Below are 18,896 nucleotides of genomic sequence, written 5' to 3' on the forward strand. Positions count from 1 at the left end.
ATGATTGGACGGCAAGGCTTTGTATCTGTAGAAGCCTTTGTTATTCAAACATTTCTCATCCTGCATCCGGATCACGACTATGCCTGTATATGAACTCGCCGCACTCGGAGCCGCGACTTGCTGGGCGTTTACAGGTATTATTTCTGCCATTCCCGCCGGTCATGTCGGCGCATTGGCATTCAACCGTGGCAGGCAGGTTTTCGTCACCGGATTATTGCTGGTCTATGTGCTGATTTCCGGTACATGGCGTGATCTCAGCTGGGACAGTGCAGTTCCGCTGCTGCTCTCCGGCCTGATCGGGATTTTCGTCGGCGACTCTTTACTGTTCACTGCACTGAACCGCCTCGGCCCCCGCCGCTCCGGTATTCTGTTTGCGCTCAATGCACCGATTGCCGCCGTGCTTGGCTGGATACTGCTGGATGAAACATTGTCACCTATGGGTGTGCTCGGTATCGCCGTCACGATATCCGGCGTGTTACTGGCCATTCTATTTGGCAAGCGCCGTGCACAAATCCATGAATGGGAAAAGATCAAAGGCCCGCTCTGGATCGGTGTCGGGCTGGGGCTGGCAGCGGCAACCGGTCAGGCCATCGGCTCCATTATCGCCCGCCCAGTCATGGCCAGCGGGATTGATCCGGCATTGGCCTCGCTGTTACGTGTTGGCATTGCGGCCTGCTGCCTGACCGTGCTGACACAATTGCCGGTTCCGGCGCTCAAGCCCAAAAAGCCTTTTACGCTGAAGATTGCCTTCCTCACCGCTTTGACCGGCTTTCTTTCGCTGGCGCTCGGCATGACATTGCTGCTCTTTGCGCTTTCCGGCGGTAAGGTCGGCATTGTCTCCACCATCTCGGCCACAACACCGGTGATTATTCTGCCGCTGCTATGGCTGCGCACCGGTGAACGCCCCGCCAATGGTGCATGGCTTGGCGCTCTGCTGGTAGTGGCCGGAATGGCACTGATTATGCTGCGCTGAGTGAAATGCTCACTCAGCCGCCTGTTGCTGATAATGATGGCCGGAAACCACACGCACGGCTTCGGAAACCGCTTGTGTAATACGGCTCTCAATCAGAGGATTGCTGAGTTGCCCGTCGGTAAAGTCACGATCCGAGACATAGATTGCGGTCGGCAGTGCAAAAGCCTCAAAGAATCCGAATAACGGGCGCAACTGATGCTCGACAATCAGCGAATGGCGATCACCGCCGCCGGTTGCGGCCAGAATGACCGGCTTGCCACGCAGTAATTTCGGATCAAGCAGATCGAAGAAATGTTTGAACAGTCCCGTATAACTGCCTTTATAAGTCGGTGTGCCGACAACCAGCAGATCAGCAGCGGCAATTTCATCGACAATGTCAGAAGCCTGCTTGTCGAGTTGCGACGGCCAGCGTGCAGCAGGGAACGACGCTCCCAGATCGGCAATATCATAGACAGATGACACACCGCCGAGGGCCAGAGCTACCTGTCCGGAAATATGTTCAACAAAGCCACGGGTTTTGGACGGGCTGGTCAGGTTGCCGGAAAATCCGGTTATGCGGGGCGCACTCATAGTCTTTCCTCAGAACTTTCAGAATTTTCATGTGTCAGCGGGGGCGGCAAAGGAATCTCCCCCGTAAAAACCGGCACGCGATAGCCGCGCTGCACAGCTTCCCGTTTGGCGATTTGCAGATACCAGCGCCGGACGGAGGGATAATTATTGAGATTGATTTTATGACGTTCAAAACGCGACACCCACGGCCAGACTGACATATCAGCAATGGAATAATCGCCTGCCAGATAATCTTTGCCGTTGAGATGCTGCTCCAGCTTCTCGTAAAGCCGCTTGGTTTCACTTGCGAAAAGTGCGGAGGCTGCCGGTGCCACGTCCGGATGATAGGTCAGAAAATAATGCGCATGGCCAAGTGTGGGGCCTAAACCACCAACCTGCCAGAACACCCATTCCAGCACCGCATAGCGCTCAGCGCCTGATATTGGCAAAAACCGGCCGGTCTTCTCTGCGAGATAAGTCAGGATTGCACCGGATTCCAGCAATGTCAGCCCGTTTGAATGATCGACAATCGCCGGAATTTTAGAGCCCGCACTGATCTTGCGGAAGTTTTCAGAGAACTGCTCGCCTTTGGTCAGGTCGATTGCATGCGCCTGATAAAGCAAGCCGAACTCTTCCAGCGCAATGGAGGTTTTCAGTCCGTTGGGCGTAATCCATGTGTAGAGATCAATCATATCAGTCAAACATCAGGTCGGGCATCAGGTCGGGCATCGCATCGGATGTTTGGCGGTTTGTTATATTACGTCCGGTCACATCTTCCAGCCCGTCAAAAATCTCCCGCAACCGCAGCACAATTTGCTCAACACGCGGATCAGCCACACTATAGATCATTGTCTTGCCGGCGCGCCTGCAGGCAATAGCACCTGCCTCACGCAGAATACTCAATTGTTGCGACAGGCTCGGCTGCGGAATACGCAGTTCCGCTTCCAGCTCACCGACCTGCGCTTCCTGCTCCATCAGATAGCACACCAGCGCCAGCCGGTTTGCATTGGCAATCAGCTTGAGCAGGTCACTCGCTGTGGTGACGGAACGGCATAAACGGGCTGCAACCGGCTTGGTCATTAAACCTCTCATTATAACCACGCGCAAACATTCTATAAAAAAATATATTGATAACTGATATTAATCAATATGTTATAAATTCAAGCGTTAAAAATTATGACCTGCGCACATGCCAAAAACTAGAATAATCCGTTACAAAGCCGCACAAAATTAGAACAGCCCGCTTTGGCTTTCATTTTACAAAAACGTAAATTGTATCTCAGTACCACAGGCGGATAATTCCAGTTTCTGCCTGTCTTCTGAAAGGGCAGTTTATGAAAATCGGTGTTCATCCCAGCAATCTGCATCTGCGTATCGCACAGGTCTGGCCTGATGCCTTTGCCGCACTCGATGGTGAGTTTGTTGCCTATCGCGAAGGGCGCGACACCGGCAGACTGATTACAGAAGGCAAGATTGATTTTGGCGGCACCGGCTCAACCCCGCCGATCACCGCAGCTCTGGACGGGTTGCCTGTCAACTATATCGCCGCCTCCGCTCCGCGCCCTGCCAATGGCGCAATTCTGGTGCGCGCTGACAGCCCGATCAAATCCACATCTGATCTGAAACACCGTCGCATCGGGCTGGTGGACGGCTCTTTCCAGACCTATTATCTAGCACGCAATCTGGAAGAAGCCGGTCTCAGCCTCGCCGATATTGAACGCGTCGAACCGGAAGTGAATGATGCCCTGCCTGCACTGCTCGACGGTCGTGTTGATGCGTGGATTGCTATGGCACCACGTCTGGAAAATGCCCTTGAGCGTGATGATATCCGTCTGCTCTCGCGCTGCGGCTCTACTATTCCCAACCGCTCTTTGTTCTGGACGCTGGAAAGCAGCGGGCTTGATGCCCAATCCCGCCTAAAAATTGCGCAGGAACTGGCACGGATCGGCCACGAAATCACAGCAGACCCACATCAGGCCGCCCGCAGGCTGGTGGAAAGCGGTGCAACGGAAGCCAGTCTGCAAGGCTGGGAAAAGGTGATTGCCTCACGCGATTTCACTGTCATTCCGGCGGATGAAACCATTCTCACAGAACAGCAGACAGAAGCAGAAGTTCTGCATCGTCACGGGCATTTTGACCGCCTTGCGCAGATTTATCCGCAAGCTGCCTGATCGCCACAATCTCCTAAATTTAAGAATACGGACAATGATATGAATATTTTCTGGTATATGTGCGCACCTGACGGTGCTTATCCGTGGAAGCCTGAAGGTTCCCGCAAGGTTGATCTCGGCTATTACAAGCAGCTTGCCATGGCCTATGACCAGCTGGGCTATACCGGCGCACTCTTTGCCACCGGCGCCCATGATGTATGGGGATTAGCCAATTCGCTGCTGCCTTATACAGAGCGGCTGAAATTTCTCGTTGCCATCCATCCGGGTCTGATTGCGCCGACTTTGCTTGCCAAAATGGCTGCAAGTTTTCAGGAATTTTCCAACGGCCGTCTGTTGGTCAATGTCGTATCGGGTGACGCCAAAATGCTCGGCGCCTATGGTATGAACATTCCCCATGATGAACGCTATGATATGGCCGATGAATATCTGACCATCTGGCACAGACTGTTTGCCGGAGAGAGCGTGGATTATCAGGGCAAATATTTCACCACAACCGGTGCCAAACTGGCACTGCCGGTGGGTGATACGATTACCCCGCCGCCGCTCTGGTTCGGCGGTTCCTCCGATAAAGCGCTCGATGTTTCCGCCAAACATACCGACACTTACCTGTCATGGGGCGAAACGCCGGAGCAGATCGGAGCTAAAATCGCCAAGGTCAAAGAACGCGCCAAGCAATTCGGCCGTACTATGCAATATGGCATCCGGCTTTATGTGATTGTGCGTGATACTGATGCCAAAGCATGGGAGGCCGCCAATGATCTCTATGCCCAGATGGATGCCGCATCCATTGCTGCCAATCAGCGTTTTGTTTCCAACACGGATTCCGTTGGTCAAAAACGCATGAGTGCTTTGCATGGCGGTGTTAAGCCTGAGAACTTACGTGATCTGGAAGTTGCACCAAACCTCTGGGCGGGTATCGGCCTTGTGCGTCCGGGTCCGGGCACTGCAATTGTCGGCTCGCCGGATACGGTTATCCGCACACTGGAAGCCTATCGTGAAGCGGGTGTGGAAACATTCATCCTCTCCGGCATGCCATTGCTGGAAGAAGCCTATCGTTTCGGAGAAACTGTGCTGCCGCGTCTTGATGTTTCAACAGAAGTAAAGCAAGCAAAGAATTACACATGGTCGACATTGTTTGACCGCGACCTCTCTAAGGCAGTTCCGGCTTGATGATGAGTACAGTGAAGACCTATCCCGCGATCGCAATAACACCGGTGCAATCCTTTGCCAGAACAATGCTGACTGGCATTGAAAATCTGCTGGGTGCAATCTGTGCAGCGCTCCTTGCCGCATTGCTGCTGATTGTGCTGACAACAGTGGTGCTGCGCTACGGGTTTAATACCGGTCTTCTCGGCTCTGAAGAACTGGCCACATGGCTCTATGTTGCATTGATTGCTTTTGGTGCGCCGCTGGCAATCAATTCGGCACTGGCGATGCGGCTTGATCTGGTGACATCCCGTCTCTCGCCTTCGGGTCAGCGTGGCGCAGCTATTATTGCGGACACTTTCACGCTGATGAGCGGGCTGATCCTCAGCTTCGGCAGCGCGCGGATTGCTGTGCTGCTTGGCGGCATTTCTCCGACACTCGGCCTGCCGGAATGGATACGTTTCGGCTTTCTCGGTCTCGGCGGGTTCTTTATTCTGATTGTGCTGGGGCTACAGCGCATCAGCGAGAATAAAATACCGGATCTGCTGATTGCCGGTCTGCTGGCAACGGCGCTCTATATCGCGGTCAGCCATATCCATATTGATACGGATTTAAGCCCGAGTATTGTGCTGGGTCTGATTGCTCTGGCCGGACTGCTGGTTGCGGCTCCTCTACCCCATGCATTTCTGGCCGCCGCCTATATTGCCATTGCCTTTGGCAGCACCTTGCCGGAACCGGCTGTGGTGTCTTCCACTGTGACCGGTGTTTCCAAATTCCTGCTGCTAGCAATTCCGTTCTTTCTGCTGGCGGGCAGCCTGCTTACCGCCGCAGGCATTGCGCAGAAGATCGTGCAATTTGCCTCCTCACTTGTCGGCCATCGCCGTGCCGGATTGGCACAAACCACATTGCTGACCAGTGTGCTGTTTTCCGGTGCTTCCGGCTCTTCTGTCGCCAATGCGGCCTTTGGCGCTGCAACCTTCCAGCCGGAACTGGTAAAGCGCGGCTATCCGCCTGCGCAGGCCGGTGCAATTATTGCGGCAACATCTGTGCTGGATAATGTGATCCCGCCGTCTATTGCCTTTCTCATTCTTGCAGCGGCAACCAATCTCTCGGTCGGCGCATTGCTGGTCGGCGGGTTTTTTGCCGGTGCGGTCATGGCTCTCTGCCTTGCCGTCGCCATTCATCTGACCGTGCGTGAACAGGTAACACAGCCGCGTGCCAGCGGACAGGAACGCCTGCATTCAGCCATCGGTGCCATCCCCGCTTTCGGCCTTGGCATTATCGTGGTTGTCGGCATCCGCATGGGCGTAGTTACGACCACAGAAGCTGCTGCTATTGCTGCACTCTATACATTGATCATGGCTCTGATCGGCAAAGTCGGAACTGCATCGCTCTATGATATTTTCAGGCAATCCGGCAAAGAAGCCTCTGCTATCGGCTTACTTATCGGCACGGCCAGTCCTTTCGCTTTCCTGCTGGCGGTGGATGATATTTCCGGCACGATTTCCGATCTCGTCAGCGGTCTTGGCGCGAACCCGATCATCATTCTGATTGCCATCAATCTCGTATTGCTGGTTGTCGGCCTTGTGCTGGATATTGGTGCTGCCATTTTGCTGTTCGGCCCGATCTTTCTGCCAATTGCCGTTGCTGCCGGTATTGATCCGGTGATGTTCGGCGTCATTCTCGTGGTCAATCTCATGATCGGCGGGCTGACACCACCGGTCGGCATGCTGGTTTTTGTGGTCAGCGGTGTTACCCGCCTCCCCGCCACGGCTCTTTTCAAAGCCATGACACCCTATTTCATCGCTCTGCTGTTTTCTCTCGTCATTCTCGGCGCATGGGCTCTGCTCATCTGACCTGCTCTCATAAGGATCCTCCCGCTATGATTACGCTTAACCGCCGCCATTTTCTGCGCACAGCCACGCTCGGCACTGCCACCGCCCTTGCCATGCCTGCCCTCATCCGCACGGCACAGGCCAAAACCGCTATCACTATCGCCTCACTGTTTGGCGACGATAAGCCGGAAACCAAAATCTGGCTGAAAATCCGTGATCTCGTGGAAGCAAAACTGCCGGAACAATTCCGTTTCAACATCGTCAAAGACAGTGCTTTGGGCGGTGAAAAGGAAGTGGCTGAGGGTATCCGCCTCGGCTCAATACAGGGCAGCCTCTCCACCGTTTCCGCGCTTTCCGGCTGGGTTCCGGAGCTGCAAATTCTCGACCTGCCATTCCTGTTTAAAGATGCTGACCATGTGCTGAAAACCGTACAGGGCGAGACTGGTAATGATCTGAAAGAAAAGCTCAAAGCGCAGAACTTTATCGCTACCGGCTTTATCAATTATGGCGCACGGCATTTGCTGACTAAAGAAGCTGTGACCAAACCGGAACAACTCAAAGGTAAACGCATCCGCACTATTCAAAGCCCGCTGCACACAAAACTCTGGAGTAATTTCGGTACCACGCCAGTGGGTATTCCGATCACGGAAACCTATAATGCACTGGAAACCGGCGTTGCCGATACGATGGATCTGACAAAATCTGCCTATGCGAGCTTCAAGCTCTATGAGGTTGTGCCGTTTGTCACGGAAACCAGCCATATCTGGGCGTCGGGTGTGGTCTATTTCTCTGCCAATTTCTGGAACGGTCTCAATGCCGAGCAACAGCAGGTGCTGCAGGAAGCATCCCAAGAGGCCACCACCTACTTTAATCAGCTGATCGTTGATGATGAAGCCGCAGCGATCACCACAGCCAAAGAGCATGGTGCGCAGGTTCTGCAACCGGAAAATTATGACCAGTGGCAGGCCGGTGCAAAAACCGTATGGGATGATTTCGCACCGGTTGTCGGCGGTATCGACCGCATCAATGCGATCAAAAATCTTTAACTCACAGACCGGTCAGGACGTCTCCCTCCTCAGCCGGAGGGAGACCTTAGAGTCTTAACTCTCAGCCTGATATTTCTTCAGCATTTCAGCGGCGCTGATTTCATCGGTGATGAAGACTGTCGGCTTCAGCAGTTTCATTGCACCAAGCAATGCCACCACTTTTTCCGGCCCGCCGGAAGTAAGGATACGCACTGGTGCTTTCTGCAACTTATCCATGCTGACCGACATCACGCGCTCATGCACCGGATCGGAAACAATCTCGCCATTGCGGTCATAGAAATGGAACAGCATATCGCCGACTGCGCCATTCTCGATCAAAGAGCGCTTCTGCACGTCATCTATCAGACCAACACGATAGGATGTGCTACTGGCCGTCTCAATGCCGCCGATGCTGAGCAGAACCATGTCCAGATCATCAGCCATTTCGAAAACATCTTTCAAACCGCAGCGCTCAACCAATGCCTCGCGCGTTTCCTGACTGTCAACCAGTGCCGGAGCGGGAATCAGATAGCCCTCGCCCTGAAAAATCTGCGCGAATTGCCAGGCAAATTCCGGCGGATTGAACCGGCGCGGCTGTGCAATTCCGCCGAGAAGCGAAATCACTTTAAGATCATTAAGACTGCGCGCACCGATATGCTGCAAAGTGCCGGATAATGTGCGCCCCCAGCCCACACCGATGCGCATGCCGTGCTGTACTTTCTCGGAAAGATAAGCACCGGTTGCAGCGGCAATCGGCACAATCGGGTCAGTCTCCGGCGTTGACAGCGGCGCAACGATTGCCCGCTCCAACCCGAATGTCTGCTCCAGCATTCTTTCCAGCGCAGTCAGACCGGCCAGCTTGCCTTCAATCGTGATCTTCACCTCATTGCGGGCACGGGCTTCGGCCAGCAGCCGCACAATCGTTACACGACCGACACCAAGCACATCCGCAATGTCATTCTGGGTCATCTGCTCGACATAATACATCCATGCCGCGCGGGTGCGCAGCCGGTTGGTTTTATTCTCGCTGGCGACGCTTTCTGATCCGACGATAAATTCCGGTGTTTCCTGAACATTACCCGATTTGCGCTTTGTGCTTTTCAACCCAATTCCCCGAATATTTTGCACATACTTATACGACCTGCTGAAAGACTGGCCGATAAGCAGGTTTTTCTGCGCGCAGCTTATTGCTTTTTCAGCCATGAAGAAACAATAATCCCGTCATCATTTCGGGTTATACCCGCATCATGCGCGCAGGATGAACGACCATGCATCAGGACATTCCGAACGACATCGCCGTCAGTATCAAAGACAAGCTGCGAGGCCTGCGTTATGCCCTGCGCCGTACCCGTCACGGCCAGAATGAGACTGCTGAACCGGCAATCCTGCCGGATATTGTCCTCAACCGTGCTGCACATGTTGCGGCAACAGTGATGGATAAAGCATTCAGCACTGCTGAAAATATCTCGATTTCTCTGGTTTCCGACAATCCGTCCATTCATGACACTGCGCCGGATGTGCAGGGTTTGAGCTTCTATTTCACAAGCGGGCAGGAAGGGCAGCGCGCGTTTCATCGCGATATGTATTATCTGACCAAGGCCGTGTTGCGCCGCAACAAAGCAGAAAACGTGCTGATTCAGGAAGCCGTTTTCATGTCGGTCTATAATCATATGAAACAGCGCTATAGTGCGGATATTGCCCGCCTGCATGACCCGAAAACTGATGTGATCCAGCAGACTGCCAGACTGTGCACGGCGCTGTTTCAGGAAATATTGCGCCAGCAGCCGGTGCACCAGTCCAGCAGCCTGTCCGAACAAGCTCTGATTTCAGGCTTTGCGGCCATTAGTCTGGCCTGTGGACTGGCAACGGCCAAACCGGTCGATATGGAAAATATTGATAATCTGGAAAGCGCCCTGCTGGCAGTGGAAGCACGCGGCGAGCGCATTCTTGAAAGCCTGCACAACAAGGATGAAGCGGCTCTGCAAAAACTGTTTGCCACACTGATTTTTCATCTGCCGTAAAGACAAGACACCGCCGTAAGAATGTATTTTACCGCGGTGTTTAAATTTATTTAAGCTCAGAAATCAGCTTCTTTGCCCGCGGGATGGAAGCGGGGCTCATACTCAGTTCTGTCAGCCCCATGCGGATAAATTCTGCAATCAGATCCGGTCGTGCTGCCGCCTCACCGCACATTCCCACCATAATACCGGCCTCAATGCCTGCTTTTGCAGTCATCTCAATGGCAGCCATTACCGCCAGATGTGAAACATCATTCAGCTTGGCAACGGTTGGGTTAAGTCGGTCTGCAGCCATAACATACTGGGTGAGATCATTGGTGCCGATTGAGAAGAAAGCGGCTTCCTGTGCCAGCTGTTGTGCGGCGAAAACAGCAGCAGGTGTTTCAATCATCACACCAAGGTCAAACTGACCGCAAGCCTTGCCTTCGCTGAGCAGTTCTTGTCTGCATGTCTCAATCAAAGCTTTGGTTGCGCGGATTTCCGCCACATCCGAGATCATCGGCAGCATGACTTTAAGCTGACCATGCACGGCAGAACGCAGCAGGGCACGCAATTGCGGCTTGAAAATATCCGGCCGGTCAAGACACATACGGATACCGCGCCAGCCGAGAAACGGATTTTCCTCCTGCGGAAATTCAATACCGGCAATCGGCTTGTCCCCGCCAATATCAAGCGTGCGCACAATCACAGGATAAGGTGCAAAAGCTTTCAGCAAAGCCGAATAGGTTTCCGTCTGCATATCTTCCGATGGCAGATGCATATGTTTCATGAAGAGCAGCTCGGTACGGAACAGGCCCACGCCCATCGCACCGGCAGCCTGCGCCACCTCAATCTCTTCCAGCGCACCGAGATTGGCGGCAACTTCAATTACTGTACCATCGGCCCGCTGCGGGATCATGGTGCGATAGGCTTCCAAAGCCTGTTTTTCAGCCTTCGCATCTGCAATACGCTGCTTGAAATCCGCGCAGATTACGTCATCTGGATCCGGCGCGACACGGCCTTTACTGCCGTCAACAGCAATCTGCTTCACATCTTTCAGCTGATGCACCGCTTTACCCAGACCGAGCACCGCCGGAATACCATGGGTGCGGGCAATGATCGCCACATGGGAGGTTGCGCCGCCATGGCCACAGACAATCGCACCGATCTTTTTCAGTGGTGCGCGGGCGAAATCCCATGCACCGATATCTTCAGCGATCAGAATAGCGCCATCCGGCAAGGCTTCCAGACTGATATCCTGCTGCCCCAGAAGCGCCAGACAAATCTGACGGCCAACGGCCTGCACGTCATCAGCACGGGCATTGAGATAAGGGTCATCAATCTCTGAGAACTGACGGGCAACGGCTGCACTGGCACCGAGCATGGCGGAGAGCGCATCCAGCCCGCCACGGATCAGTCCTGTTGCTTCATCAAGTAAAGTCTCGTCCGCAGCAATATCCTTCAATGCCGCAATAATACCGCGATCGCTCTCGGCAAGATTATCCGCTTTCAGCTCCGCATCCATACGCTGCTGAACATGCGCGACAGCATCATGAAAACGGGCAAGTTCTGCGGATATTTCAGAGGTTTTCAACGTGCGGTTATCAGCAGAGATTTCCGGCGGGAAAAACGGATAGGCCTCACCAATTGCCACGCCTTCACTGGCCGCAATACCGGCTATAAAACCGGTCTCTTCCGGCTCTGCCAGCGAAACAGCCGGAACTATTGGGTCAACAGATGCAGGCGCGCTCGCAACAACAGGAGCATCCGCATTTTCATCCAGACCCGACAGCGGATTTTCCAGATAGCCGATCAGCGCTTCCAGTGCCTCAATCGCATCCGCACCTTTGGCACGCACGGTTACCGTGTCATTTTCCTTAACGCCGAGCAGCATCAGCTTCACGGAGCTTTTTGCGCTGACGCTTTTGTCCGCTTTAGCAATCTCAATGTCCGATTCAAAGCTCTTGGCAAGCTTCACAAAGCGGGTAGCCGGCCGTGCATGTAAACCTTCATGCACCCGTACGATTGTCGAGCGTTCCATGCTATACCTGTTTCAATAGTCTGAATTTATGCGTGAATGATAATCGCGGTACCGGTCTGCAATTGCGCCACCAGCGCCTGTGTATCCACTTCGGAAGCGCAAATTTCTCCCGGACGTTCAGTGCTCTCGGCACCATTGAACGAAATCACCACATGGCCGATATCCAACACTTTCTGCCATGCACTGGAGCCGACAGAGGTAATCGTCGCCTCAAGCGAGCCGATGCTGATCCTTGCGCCGGTTGCAGGAGCTTCAGCAGACGGTTGGTCTTCCACCGCATGAAGCACAGAAACCTCTGCCAGTTCTGACGGAGAGCCGTCAGCAAACAGGATAACAACGCCGCCTTCAGCCAGATCCGCCACTTCAGGACCCACAGCGGTAATCCGCGTTTTAAGAGAAATTGTCATAATGGCGGAACCTTTCAATCTATTCTGCTTTGCAAGAGCGGCCAGTCATTGGCGACCAGACCGCTCTTTGTATTGTATGTGTTATTTTAAAGAACCATCAGGCTCACAGCCCATGCAATCAGCACCGAAACCGGCCCCATGATCTGACGGCTGATGAGAACCGCAGGAACACCGATCTCGATGGTTTTCGGCTTGGCTTCACCCAATGCCAGACCAACCGGCACGAAGTCACAACCGACCTGCGTGTTATAGGCAAACAGTGCAGGCAGAGCCATTGCCGGAGCAATCGTGCCATTGGCAATTTGCGGCCCGATAATTGCCACACCAACCACCTGCGCAATCACCGCACCAGGTCCGAGAACCGGCGACAGAAACGGCAGACCGCAGATTGCGGACAGGATCAGCAAGCCGATAATATTATTGGCAAGCGGCCCCAGCGGCTGTGCGAGAATATCGCCGATACCGGTATAGAGGATGAAGCCGATCAGCATGGTAACGAAGGCCATGAACGGCAATACGTTACGGATAACCTGATCGATGGTACGGCGACCGGCATTAAAGAATACGCCGACAATACCGCCCATTACACGGCCGACACTGCTGATAAAGCCGATCAGACCGCCCTCAGAAGGCTGTTCAACCGGTGCAGCAGCAGGTGCCTCAGCCTTGGTCTGTGCCGCAGCGGCAGCCGCCGGTGCGGAACCATCTGCAAGGGCAATATTTTCAGACTTCACACCCGACACATAGATATCTTCGGTAATATACTGTGCCAATGGTCCTGACTGGCCGACCGGCATCACATTAACCGTCGGAATGCGTTTGCGCGGATAGACACCGCAACGTGCCGTGCCGCCGCAATCCACGATTACAACAGCCATTTCGCTTTCAATCGGCGGGCTTTTAAAGCCGTCAACCGCTTCAGCACCGGTCAGGTCTGCAATCTGACGGGCAATCGGGTGAATACCGCCACCGGTGACAGAAACAACCTTGTTGCGCTGTTCGGTCGGCTGAATGGTCAACGGGCCGCCCCAGCCGCCGGAACCCGGATTAATTGTTACGGATTTATAGGTTTTTGCCATGTTCCCCTCCCGCCCCTCAGAGCTCAATGCCCTGACGGCGCGCCATAATGGCGGTAATACGTTCTGTCAGCATACCTTTGAGCAGGATCACCACGAGACCGACCAGCGCATACCAGATCGCCACAGTGATATGATAACCGCCCGGCACTGCGCCCTTCTTTTCCAGCTCCAGCAGCGCCACAAGAATGCCGCCCCAGACGAAATATTCGCCCGGATTGATATGCGGGAAAAGGCCAAGCGGCGGATGCACATAGGAAACCGCAGCATCGTAAAATGCAGGCTTATGCTTTTCTTCGAGAAACGACCCGAATGTATAGGCCATCGGATTGGTCAGGAAGAAGACCGAAAGCAAAGGCAAAACCGTATAGCGGGTCAGCGCGATACGTCCGGCACCGCGCGCCAGACCATGTACACGCTTTTCGCCCACCAGTTCGGTGATCGCGTAAAAAGCGGTCATCAGCACGATCAGTGTCGGGATGATACCAGTAACAAAGCCGGTCAGAACCTCGCCGCCCTTCTGGAACACACCGATAAAGTGTTTACCCAAAGCGGTAAGCCAGCCGAGCTGCTCTTCCTGCTGCACATTTTGCAGGCGTTCACGGAACTGATCGACAGTGATATTGCCGCCGGTTGCAGCCGCTGTTCCCGTATCGGTGCTGGCTTGTGCCAATACCACGAGATCATTGCCACTTTGCTGCACCGCCATTTTGCTGTGCAGCCCTGCGTTTAACACTGCGTCGGATACCAGCCCCCCCGCATGATGCAGGGATTGCATGGTGACGTCGGCATGTTGTGCCAACATTGCTGTAATTGACATATTACCTCCCTGATTGCCGCATCGGAAATGCGACCTCCCCTACTCTTTTTAGTTCAGACTTCCGCTGTCTTCAGACCGGTTAATCCGGTCTCTCCGTCAGACGTATCAGCCAGCCTTTCAGCCTGCTCAATTGCAGAACGCACCGCATGTGCCACAGCCGGCTGAAATTTGTCCTGTTCCAGCTGCTCCCGCAATTGGGTCAGTGTCAGCCCTTCAAAAGCATCACGACGGGTGAATTTGGCAAAGACTGTGCGACCACTCATCTCCAGCAATCTGCGCACAACCAGATCACGATCCACCACGATCAGAACAATAACGCCCTTACCGAAACGCCCGCGCACATGACCGGCACCAACATATCCGTCTTTGTATTTATTGCTGATGCCCTTCATGACATCGGTATAGTGACGCATCTGGAACCAGACACCCAGCGACTGGAAACCCCAAAGCAATGCCAAAGCTAATAATGCCCATTGCCATATCGCCATACGATATCCTCCCGACTGCCTCTGAACCCGTCATCAGCTCATTCTCCCGAGTGAATTAGAGAACATTTGTTTTTTTCAATGTCAATATGTATAATTCATTACACGCAGGTCAAAGCGAATGGACCATGACATTTCTCCTGTCATCGCTTATGATTACTGTCAATAAAGTGCCCGCATAAAAGACCGATACAAGAAAGAGCTCATGATGGATCTGCTATTCAAAAACCAGATGGCAAATGTGCCTGATTTACGGCACAGGCTGCGTCAGCTGCGCTGGTTTCGGGCGACTTTGCGTAAACATGCCGGTCTGATTACCGAAATGACCGGTATGCGCTATGATATTGATGAAAAACGCCTGACGGAAGCCTTTCTCAACTGGATCGAGCTGGTCAATCAGAACAAGCATTATGCTGCTGTTGACCGCAAGGATTTCATTATTTTTGCCGCCGGTCTGGTTCTCAAAGAACTGATCCGCCTCAGCCCCGCCAGAGCTGTGAATGCGCCGGATAAAGTTCTGACCGGCGAGATGGAAAATTTGAACGAAATCATCCGCTTCTGGCCGGAAGGTTTTCTCTATACCAATTACTGTATCTGTGCGATTGCCGCGATACAGGAACAGGAATTCGGCATAAGCCCAGATATTGACCAGAGCGCCAATGATCTGCGCACCTGGTGGACGTATAAAGAAAATGCGTCTGAAATGCCGGGCTTTGCCATCGCCTTTCTCGACAAGTTTTTGGGACAGGAACCCAATTGGGTGATGCCGGATTTTGCCTCGGCACGCGCGGCAGTGCAGCGTGCACTCGGCGCAGACAATCCTGCCGTTGCACTCACGCAGCCATCACACAATTAAAATTAAAAAATCCCCCGCAGGATGGAAAGGAAAGCCTTGCATCCGGCGGGGGTGGGATCAGAAAAACAGGCTATACAGAGGGAACGGTATGCAGCCTGTCTTCTGCAATTTTATTGTGCTGCCCTGCTGCACTCGCCAATGATACGTAGTACAGCATCACGCTGCTCCAGCTGAGGCATATGTCCGCAATTGCGGAACACATGCACACCCACCTCTCCCGGCAGGCCATGGGCATGAGCCACAGGAATAATGCGATCCTGCGCACCGAAGATCAGCCGCACAGGAATTGTCAGCCTCTCAAGGCTTGAGCGGATTTCAAATGTCTGGGTACTGTCCGCACATAAATGCGCCGCCATACCGGCCTGTGCTTCGCGCAATTCCGTATCCTGAGCCTGCGCAACCGTCGCATTAATGAAAGCTCTGGAGAGCATATTCTCATCGGCAAACAGTTCTTTCAGCCAAGGTACAATGCTTGCTTCACTTTTGGCCTGCACCAGACCGTTGAGGAATGCACCATTGATCTGCGGGCCGAGACCGGCAGAGGAAATCAGCACCAGCGAGCGCACATCTACAATGCCGCGTGCAGCTGTGACAGCTGCAACAGCGCCACCCATCGAATGACCGACCAGAATACAGGCTTCAACTCCATGCGCTGTCAGCGTTGCTTCCACACTGGCCGCAATCGCATCAATACTCTCCGGCACGTAGCGCGGTGAGCCGCCATGGGCTGGCAGATCAAGCGCCAGAACCGGATTGCGCAAAGTACCGCCGGCCAGCAACATGCGCCAGCTATTGAGGTCTGATGCAAAACCATGGATCAGCACAATTGGCAACTGCCCGCTTTCACCTTGGCGCAACCAGACCGCATTGAGCGCAGCTTGCACCGGTGATGTGACAACCGGACGAGGTGCAGTGGCCTGCACCGGCGAAGCAACAGGTGCCGCAGTTACCAAGCTGGACTCTATGTCTTTCTTCTGAATCCGGCCTTTAGGACCGGAGCCCTGTACCGCACTCAGATCAAGACCTGCATCTTTTGCCAGCCTGCGCGCCAGAGGGGTCGCACGAATGCCTGCAATTTCAGTCTGTGCAACCGGCGCGGGGGTAACAACCGGCTGCACAGCGGGGGCTTCAGAGACTGAATGCGATATTTGCGGTTCAACAGCCGGTTCTGAAACCGGTTTGCTGGCAGCTTTCCGCTCCTCGCCTTCAGCATAAATCCATGCAACAGCCTGACCGACCGGCACGACTGCGCCTTCCGCAGCAGACACATCGCCGAGAATGCCGGATGCCGGTGCATCCACTTCCATAGCGGCTTTGTCTGTTTCAATCTCAAACAGCAACTGACCTTTGGTGACCGTATCGCCATCCTTGGCGTACCAGCGCGAAATCTGGCCGGTCTCCATATCCATATCAACTTTAGGCAGGATGACTTCGACAGCCATGACTAGCGTGCCCCCTTCACAAGTTCACGGGCGCTTTTGAGAATATCCGGCACCTGTGGCACCGTTGCCCGTTCAAGATCAGGATTATAAGGGATTGGCGTTTCCGCACCGCCAAGACGAATGATCGGAGCATCAAGATAATCAAATGCATCGCTTTCAGCGACAAGCGCACTGATTTCAGCGCCGATACCCAATGTCTTGACCGCCTCATAAACACACATCAGTTTCGAGGTTTTCTTCACACTGGCAATAATAGTTTCGCGGTCAATCGGGCGTACGGAACGCAGATCAATCACTTCAACATTGATGCCTTCTTTGGCCAGTTCAGCAGCCGCATCCAGCGCCTTATGCACCATAATTGCCGAGGCAACGATGGTCAGGTCTGTACCTTCACGCACCACTTTCGCCTTGTTAAGCGGCACGGTGTAATAGCCTTCAGGGACTTCGCCCTTCATTTTGTAAAGCAGCTTATGCTCGAAGATCATCACCGGATCAGGATCTTCAACCGCTGCCAGCAACATGCCCTTCATATCATAAGGGGTAGACGGCTGGACAACTTTCAGACCCGGCACATGGCCCAGCCACGCCTCAATGCTCTGGCTGTGCTGCGCTGCGGCACCGGTGCCGGAACCGGCAGGAAAGCGCATCACCAGAGGCACGGAAACCGCACCGCCCAGCATGTAACGGATTTTTGCCGCCTGATTAACGATCTGCTCCATTGCGAGCGCCGCAAAATCAGAAAACTGGAATTCAAAAATCGGGCGCATACCGGTCAGCGCTGCACCGACGGCAACACCTGCACCGCCAAGCTCGGAGATCGGCGTATCCATTACGCGGTCTTCACCGAAACGATGCACCAGATCGCCGGTAACCTGAAAAGCACCGCCATAAACACCAATATCTTCACCCATCAGGAAAACGCGCTCATCGCGCTCCATGGCGATTGCCATCGCTTCCTGAATAGCCTGCGAATAACTCAACTCACGGATTGTCGTGTCCATTTTTCTATCAGTCCGTGTATACGTCGCGTGTCAGATTGGAGAGATCCGGTGACGGGCTGTTCTTGGCGAACTCGATAGCGTCAGCGATCTCTTTTTCGACATTGGTGCGGATTGTTTCAATTTCGGCATCATCAATGAGGCCGTAGGTTTTCAGATCAGCCTCAAAGCGGGCAATCGGATCGCGATTGGTTGCCCAATCCTCAATCTCTTCCTTGGTACGGTAGCGGTTACGGTCGCTCTTGGAATGGCCGCGCAGGCGATAGGTCTTATTCTCGATCAGGGTCGGACCCTCACCGCGACGCGCCCGCTCAATCGCCTCATGGGCAGCTTCGGCCACATCAGAGAGATTATTGCCGTCAACAATCACACCCGGCATATTATAGGCCGCCGCGCGGTCAGCGATATTTTCAACCGCGGTCGAGCGCTTGGTCGAGGTGGACATGCCATAGCCGTTGTTTTCACAAACAAAAACCACCGGCAGTTTCCAGACCGAGGCCATATTCAGCGCCTCGTGGAATGCACCTTCATTATTGGCACCATCACCGAAGAAGGAAATAACGACCTTGCCGTTTTTCTGTTTCTTGGCCGACAGAGCAGCACCCACAGCAATCGGAATACCGCCGCCGACGATACCATTGGCACCGAGATTGCCCTTGGAAACATCCGCAATATGCATGGAGCCGCCGCGACCCTTACAATAGCCGGTTTCCTTGCCGAAGAACTCGGCAAACATGCGACCGATATCAGCACCTTTAGCGATACAATGCCCGTGACCGCGATGGGTCGAGCCGATCATGTCATTTTCTTCCAGCGGCAGGCAGATGCCCATAGCGCTGGCTTCCTGCCCGATGGACAGATGCATGGTGCCGTGAATAAGTCCACGGGTGTAGCTTTCTTCCGCGCCTTCTTCAAAGCGGCGGATCAGATACATTTTATGCAGCGCTTCTTTCAGCTTTTCCGGTGAATATTCACGGAAAGCAAAAGGCAGATTGCGCAAATCACCCTTCGCGCCATCGTCCGTCTGAGCCTTTTTGACCTGAGCCATCAAAGTTTACTCCTCAAGGCACTCATC

The 18,896-nt window shown here is 53.8% G+C and carries 19 protein-coding genes; 7 read left to right on the top strand and 12 right to left on the bottom strand.

Going from position 1 to position 18,896, the window contains the following annotated elements; all coding sequences use genetic code 11:
• Positions 1 to 79 precede the first annotated feature (79 nt).
• Positions 80 to 973, top strand: a complete 894-nt coding sequence (locus F7P81_RS03355) for a DMT family transporter (protein ID WP_151158565.1) — start codon at positions 80 to 82, stop codon at positions 971 to 973.
• A 9-nt stretch (positions 974 to 982) separates the two neighbouring features.
• Here F7P81_RS03355 and msuE read toward each other — a convergent pair whose 3' ends face one another.
• From msuE to F7P81_RS03370, 3 genes are read right to left on the bottom strand one after another with little or no spacing between them, the layout of a single operon-like run.
• Positions 983 to 1,543 carry an FMN reductase gene (gene msuE / locus F7P81_RS03360; RefSeq protein ID WP_151158566.1) on the bottom strand — a complete coding sequence of 187 codons (561 nt, stop codon included), beginning with the start codon at positions 1,541 to 1,543 and terminating at the stop codon, positions 983 to 985.
• Positions 1,540 to 2,214 carry a glutathione S-transferase family protein gene (locus tag F7P81_RS03365; protein WP_151158567.1) on the bottom strand — a complete coding sequence of 225 codons (675 nt, stop codon included), beginning with the start codon at positions 2,212 to 2,214 and terminating at the stop codon, positions 1,540 to 1,542. Before F7P81_RS03365 ends, msuE begins: the two co-directional genes overlap by 4 nt.
• Before the next feature lies 1 nt (position 2,215).
• Entirely contained in the window at positions 2,216 to 2,602 is a 387-nt protein-coding gene (locus F7P81_RS03370; protein ID WP_151158568.1) for an ArsR/SmtB family transcription factor, read from the bottom strand.
• A 254-nt stretch (positions 2,603 to 2,856) separates the two neighbouring features.
• On the opposite strand from F7P81_RS03370, the gene F7P81_RS03375 reads away from it, so the two are divergent.
• From F7P81_RS03375 to F7P81_RS03390, 4 genes are read left to right on the top strand one after another with little or no spacing between them, the layout of a single operon-like run.
• On the top strand, positions 2,857 to 3,693 hold the full coding sequence (locus tag F7P81_RS03375; protein ID WP_151158569.1) for an ABC transporter substrate-binding protein: 837 nt from the start codon (positions 2,857 to 2,859) through the stop codon (positions 3,691 to 3,693).
• Positions 3,694 to 3,732: 39 nt separating this feature from the next.
• On the top strand, positions 3,733 to 4,863 hold the full coding sequence (locus F7P81_RS03380) for an LLM class flavin-dependent oxidoreductase (protein WP_116086604.1): 1,131 nt from the start codon (positions 3,733 to 3,735) through the stop codon (positions 4,861 to 4,863).
• A 2-nt stretch (positions 4,864 to 4,865) separates the two neighbouring features.
• Positions 4,866 to 6,695 (top strand): TRAP transporter large permease, encoded by a 1,830-nt coding sequence (locus tag F7P81_RS03385; protein ID WP_151158961.1) that lies wholly within the window; start codon positions 4,866 to 4,868, stop codon positions 6,693 to 6,695.
• A gap of 26 nt (positions 6,696 to 6,721) precedes the next feature.
• Positions 6,722 to 7,720, top strand: coding sequence for a TRAP transporter substrate-binding protein (locus F7P81_RS03390; protein ID WP_151158570.1), 999 nt, complete (start codon positions 6,722 to 6,724; stop codon positions 7,718 to 7,720).
• Positions 7,721 to 7,774: 54 nt separating this feature from the next.
• On the opposite strand, the gene F7P81_RS03395 is transcribed toward F7P81_RS03390, so the two are convergent.
• Positions 7,775 to 8,803 (bottom strand): sugar-binding transcriptional regulator, encoded by a 1,029-nt coding sequence (locus tag F7P81_RS03395; RefSeq protein ID WP_246176022.1) that lies wholly within the window; start codon positions 8,801 to 8,803, stop codon positions 7,775 to 7,777.
• A gap of 164 nt (positions 8,804 to 8,967) precedes the next feature.
• Here F7P81_RS03395 and F7P81_RS03400 point away from each other — a divergent pair, with 164 nt between their 5' ends.
• Positions 8,968 to 9,720 carry a hypothetical protein gene (locus F7P81_RS03400; RefSeq protein WP_151158572.1) on the top strand — a complete coding sequence of 251 codons (753 nt, stop codon included), beginning with the start codon at positions 8,968 to 8,970 and terminating at the stop codon, positions 9,718 to 9,720.
• A 46-nt stretch (positions 9,721 to 9,766) separates the two neighbouring features.
• On the opposite strand, the gene ptsP is transcribed toward F7P81_RS03400, so the two are convergent.
• The 5 genes from ptsP to F7P81_RS03425 all read right to left on the bottom strand — a co-directional run bounded on the left by ptsP (position 9,767) and on the right by F7P81_RS03425 (position 14,528).
• Positions 9,767 to 11,737: a phosphoenolpyruvate--protein phosphotransferase gene (gene ptsP, locus F7P81_RS03405; RefSeq protein ID WP_151158573.1), complete on the bottom strand. Its 1,971-nt coding sequence runs from the start codon at positions 11,735 to 11,737 to the stop codon at positions 9,767 to 9,769.
• 26 nt (positions 11,738 to 11,763) lie between these two features.
• Positions 11,764 to 12,144 carry a PTS glucitol/sorbitol transporter subunit IIA gene (locus F7P81_RS03410; RefSeq protein ID WP_028233452.1) on the bottom strand — a complete coding sequence of 127 codons (381 nt, stop codon included), beginning with the start codon at positions 12,142 to 12,144 and terminating at the stop codon, positions 11,764 to 11,766.
• A gap of 86 nt (positions 12,145 to 12,230) precedes the next feature.
• Positions 12,231 to 13,223 carry a PTS glucitol/sorbitol transporter subunit IIB gene (gene srlE / locus F7P81_RS03415; protein ID WP_075654241.1) on the bottom strand — a complete coding sequence of 331 codons (993 nt, stop codon included), beginning with the start codon at positions 13,221 to 13,223 and terminating at the stop codon, positions 12,231 to 12,233.
• Positions 13,224 to 13,239: 16 nt separating this feature from the next.
• Positions 13,240 to 14,040 (bottom strand): PTS glucitol/sorbitol transporter subunit IIC, encoded by an 801-nt coding sequence (srlA, locus tag F7P81_RS03420; RefSeq protein ID WP_122092352.1) that lies wholly within the window; start codon positions 14,038 to 14,040, stop codon positions 13,240 to 13,242.
• A 53-nt stretch (positions 14,041 to 14,093) separates the two neighbouring features.
• Positions 14,094 to 14,528 (bottom strand): transcriptional regulator GutM, encoded by a 435-nt coding sequence (locus tag F7P81_RS03425; RefSeq protein WP_151158574.1) that lies wholly within the window; start codon positions 14,526 to 14,528, stop codon positions 14,094 to 14,096.
• Between the two features lie 205 nt (positions 14,529 to 14,733).
• Between F7P81_RS03425 and F7P81_RS03430 the strand changes: the two genes are divergently transcribed.
• A complete protein-coding gene (locus F7P81_RS03430; protein ID WP_116087187.1) occupies positions 14,734 to 15,381 on the top strand; it encodes a hypothetical protein in 648 nt (215 codons plus the stop codon).
• A gap of 110 nt (positions 15,382 to 15,491) precedes the next feature.
• Here F7P81_RS03430 and F7P81_RS03435 read toward each other — a convergent pair whose 3' ends face one another.
• The 3 genes from F7P81_RS03435 to F7P81_RS03445 are packed head-to-tail and all read right to left on the bottom strand — an operon-like array spanning position 15,492 to position 18,869.
• Complete coding sequence (locus tag F7P81_RS03435) at positions 15,492 to 16,823, bottom strand: acetoin dehydrogenase dihydrolipoyllysine-residue acetyltransferase subunit (RefSeq protein WP_151158575.1); 1,332 nt, start codon at positions 16,821 to 16,823, stop codon at positions 15,492 to 15,494.
• 2 nt (positions 16,824 to 16,825) lie between these two features.
• Positions 16,826 to 17,824, bottom strand: a complete 999-nt coding sequence (locus F7P81_RS03440; RefSeq protein ID WP_022710184.1) for an alpha-ketoacid dehydrogenase subunit beta — start codon at positions 17,822 to 17,824, stop codon at positions 16,826 to 16,828.
• Positions 17,825 to 17,831: 7 nt separating this feature from the next.
• On the bottom strand, positions 17,832 to 18,869 hold the full coding sequence (locus tag F7P81_RS03445; RefSeq protein WP_116086585.1) for a thiamine pyrophosphate-dependent dehydrogenase E1 component subunit alpha: 1,038 nt from the start codon (positions 18,867 to 18,869) through the stop codon (positions 17,832 to 17,834).
• Positions 18,870 to 18,896 lie beyond the last annotated feature (27 nt).

It is taken from the genome of Pseudochrobactrum saccharolyticum (genome assembly GCF_008801715.1).
Classification (GTDB): domain Bacteria; phylum Pseudomonadota; class Alphaproteobacteria; order Rhizobiales; family Rhizobiaceae; genus Pseudochrobactrum; species Pseudochrobactrum saccharolyticum.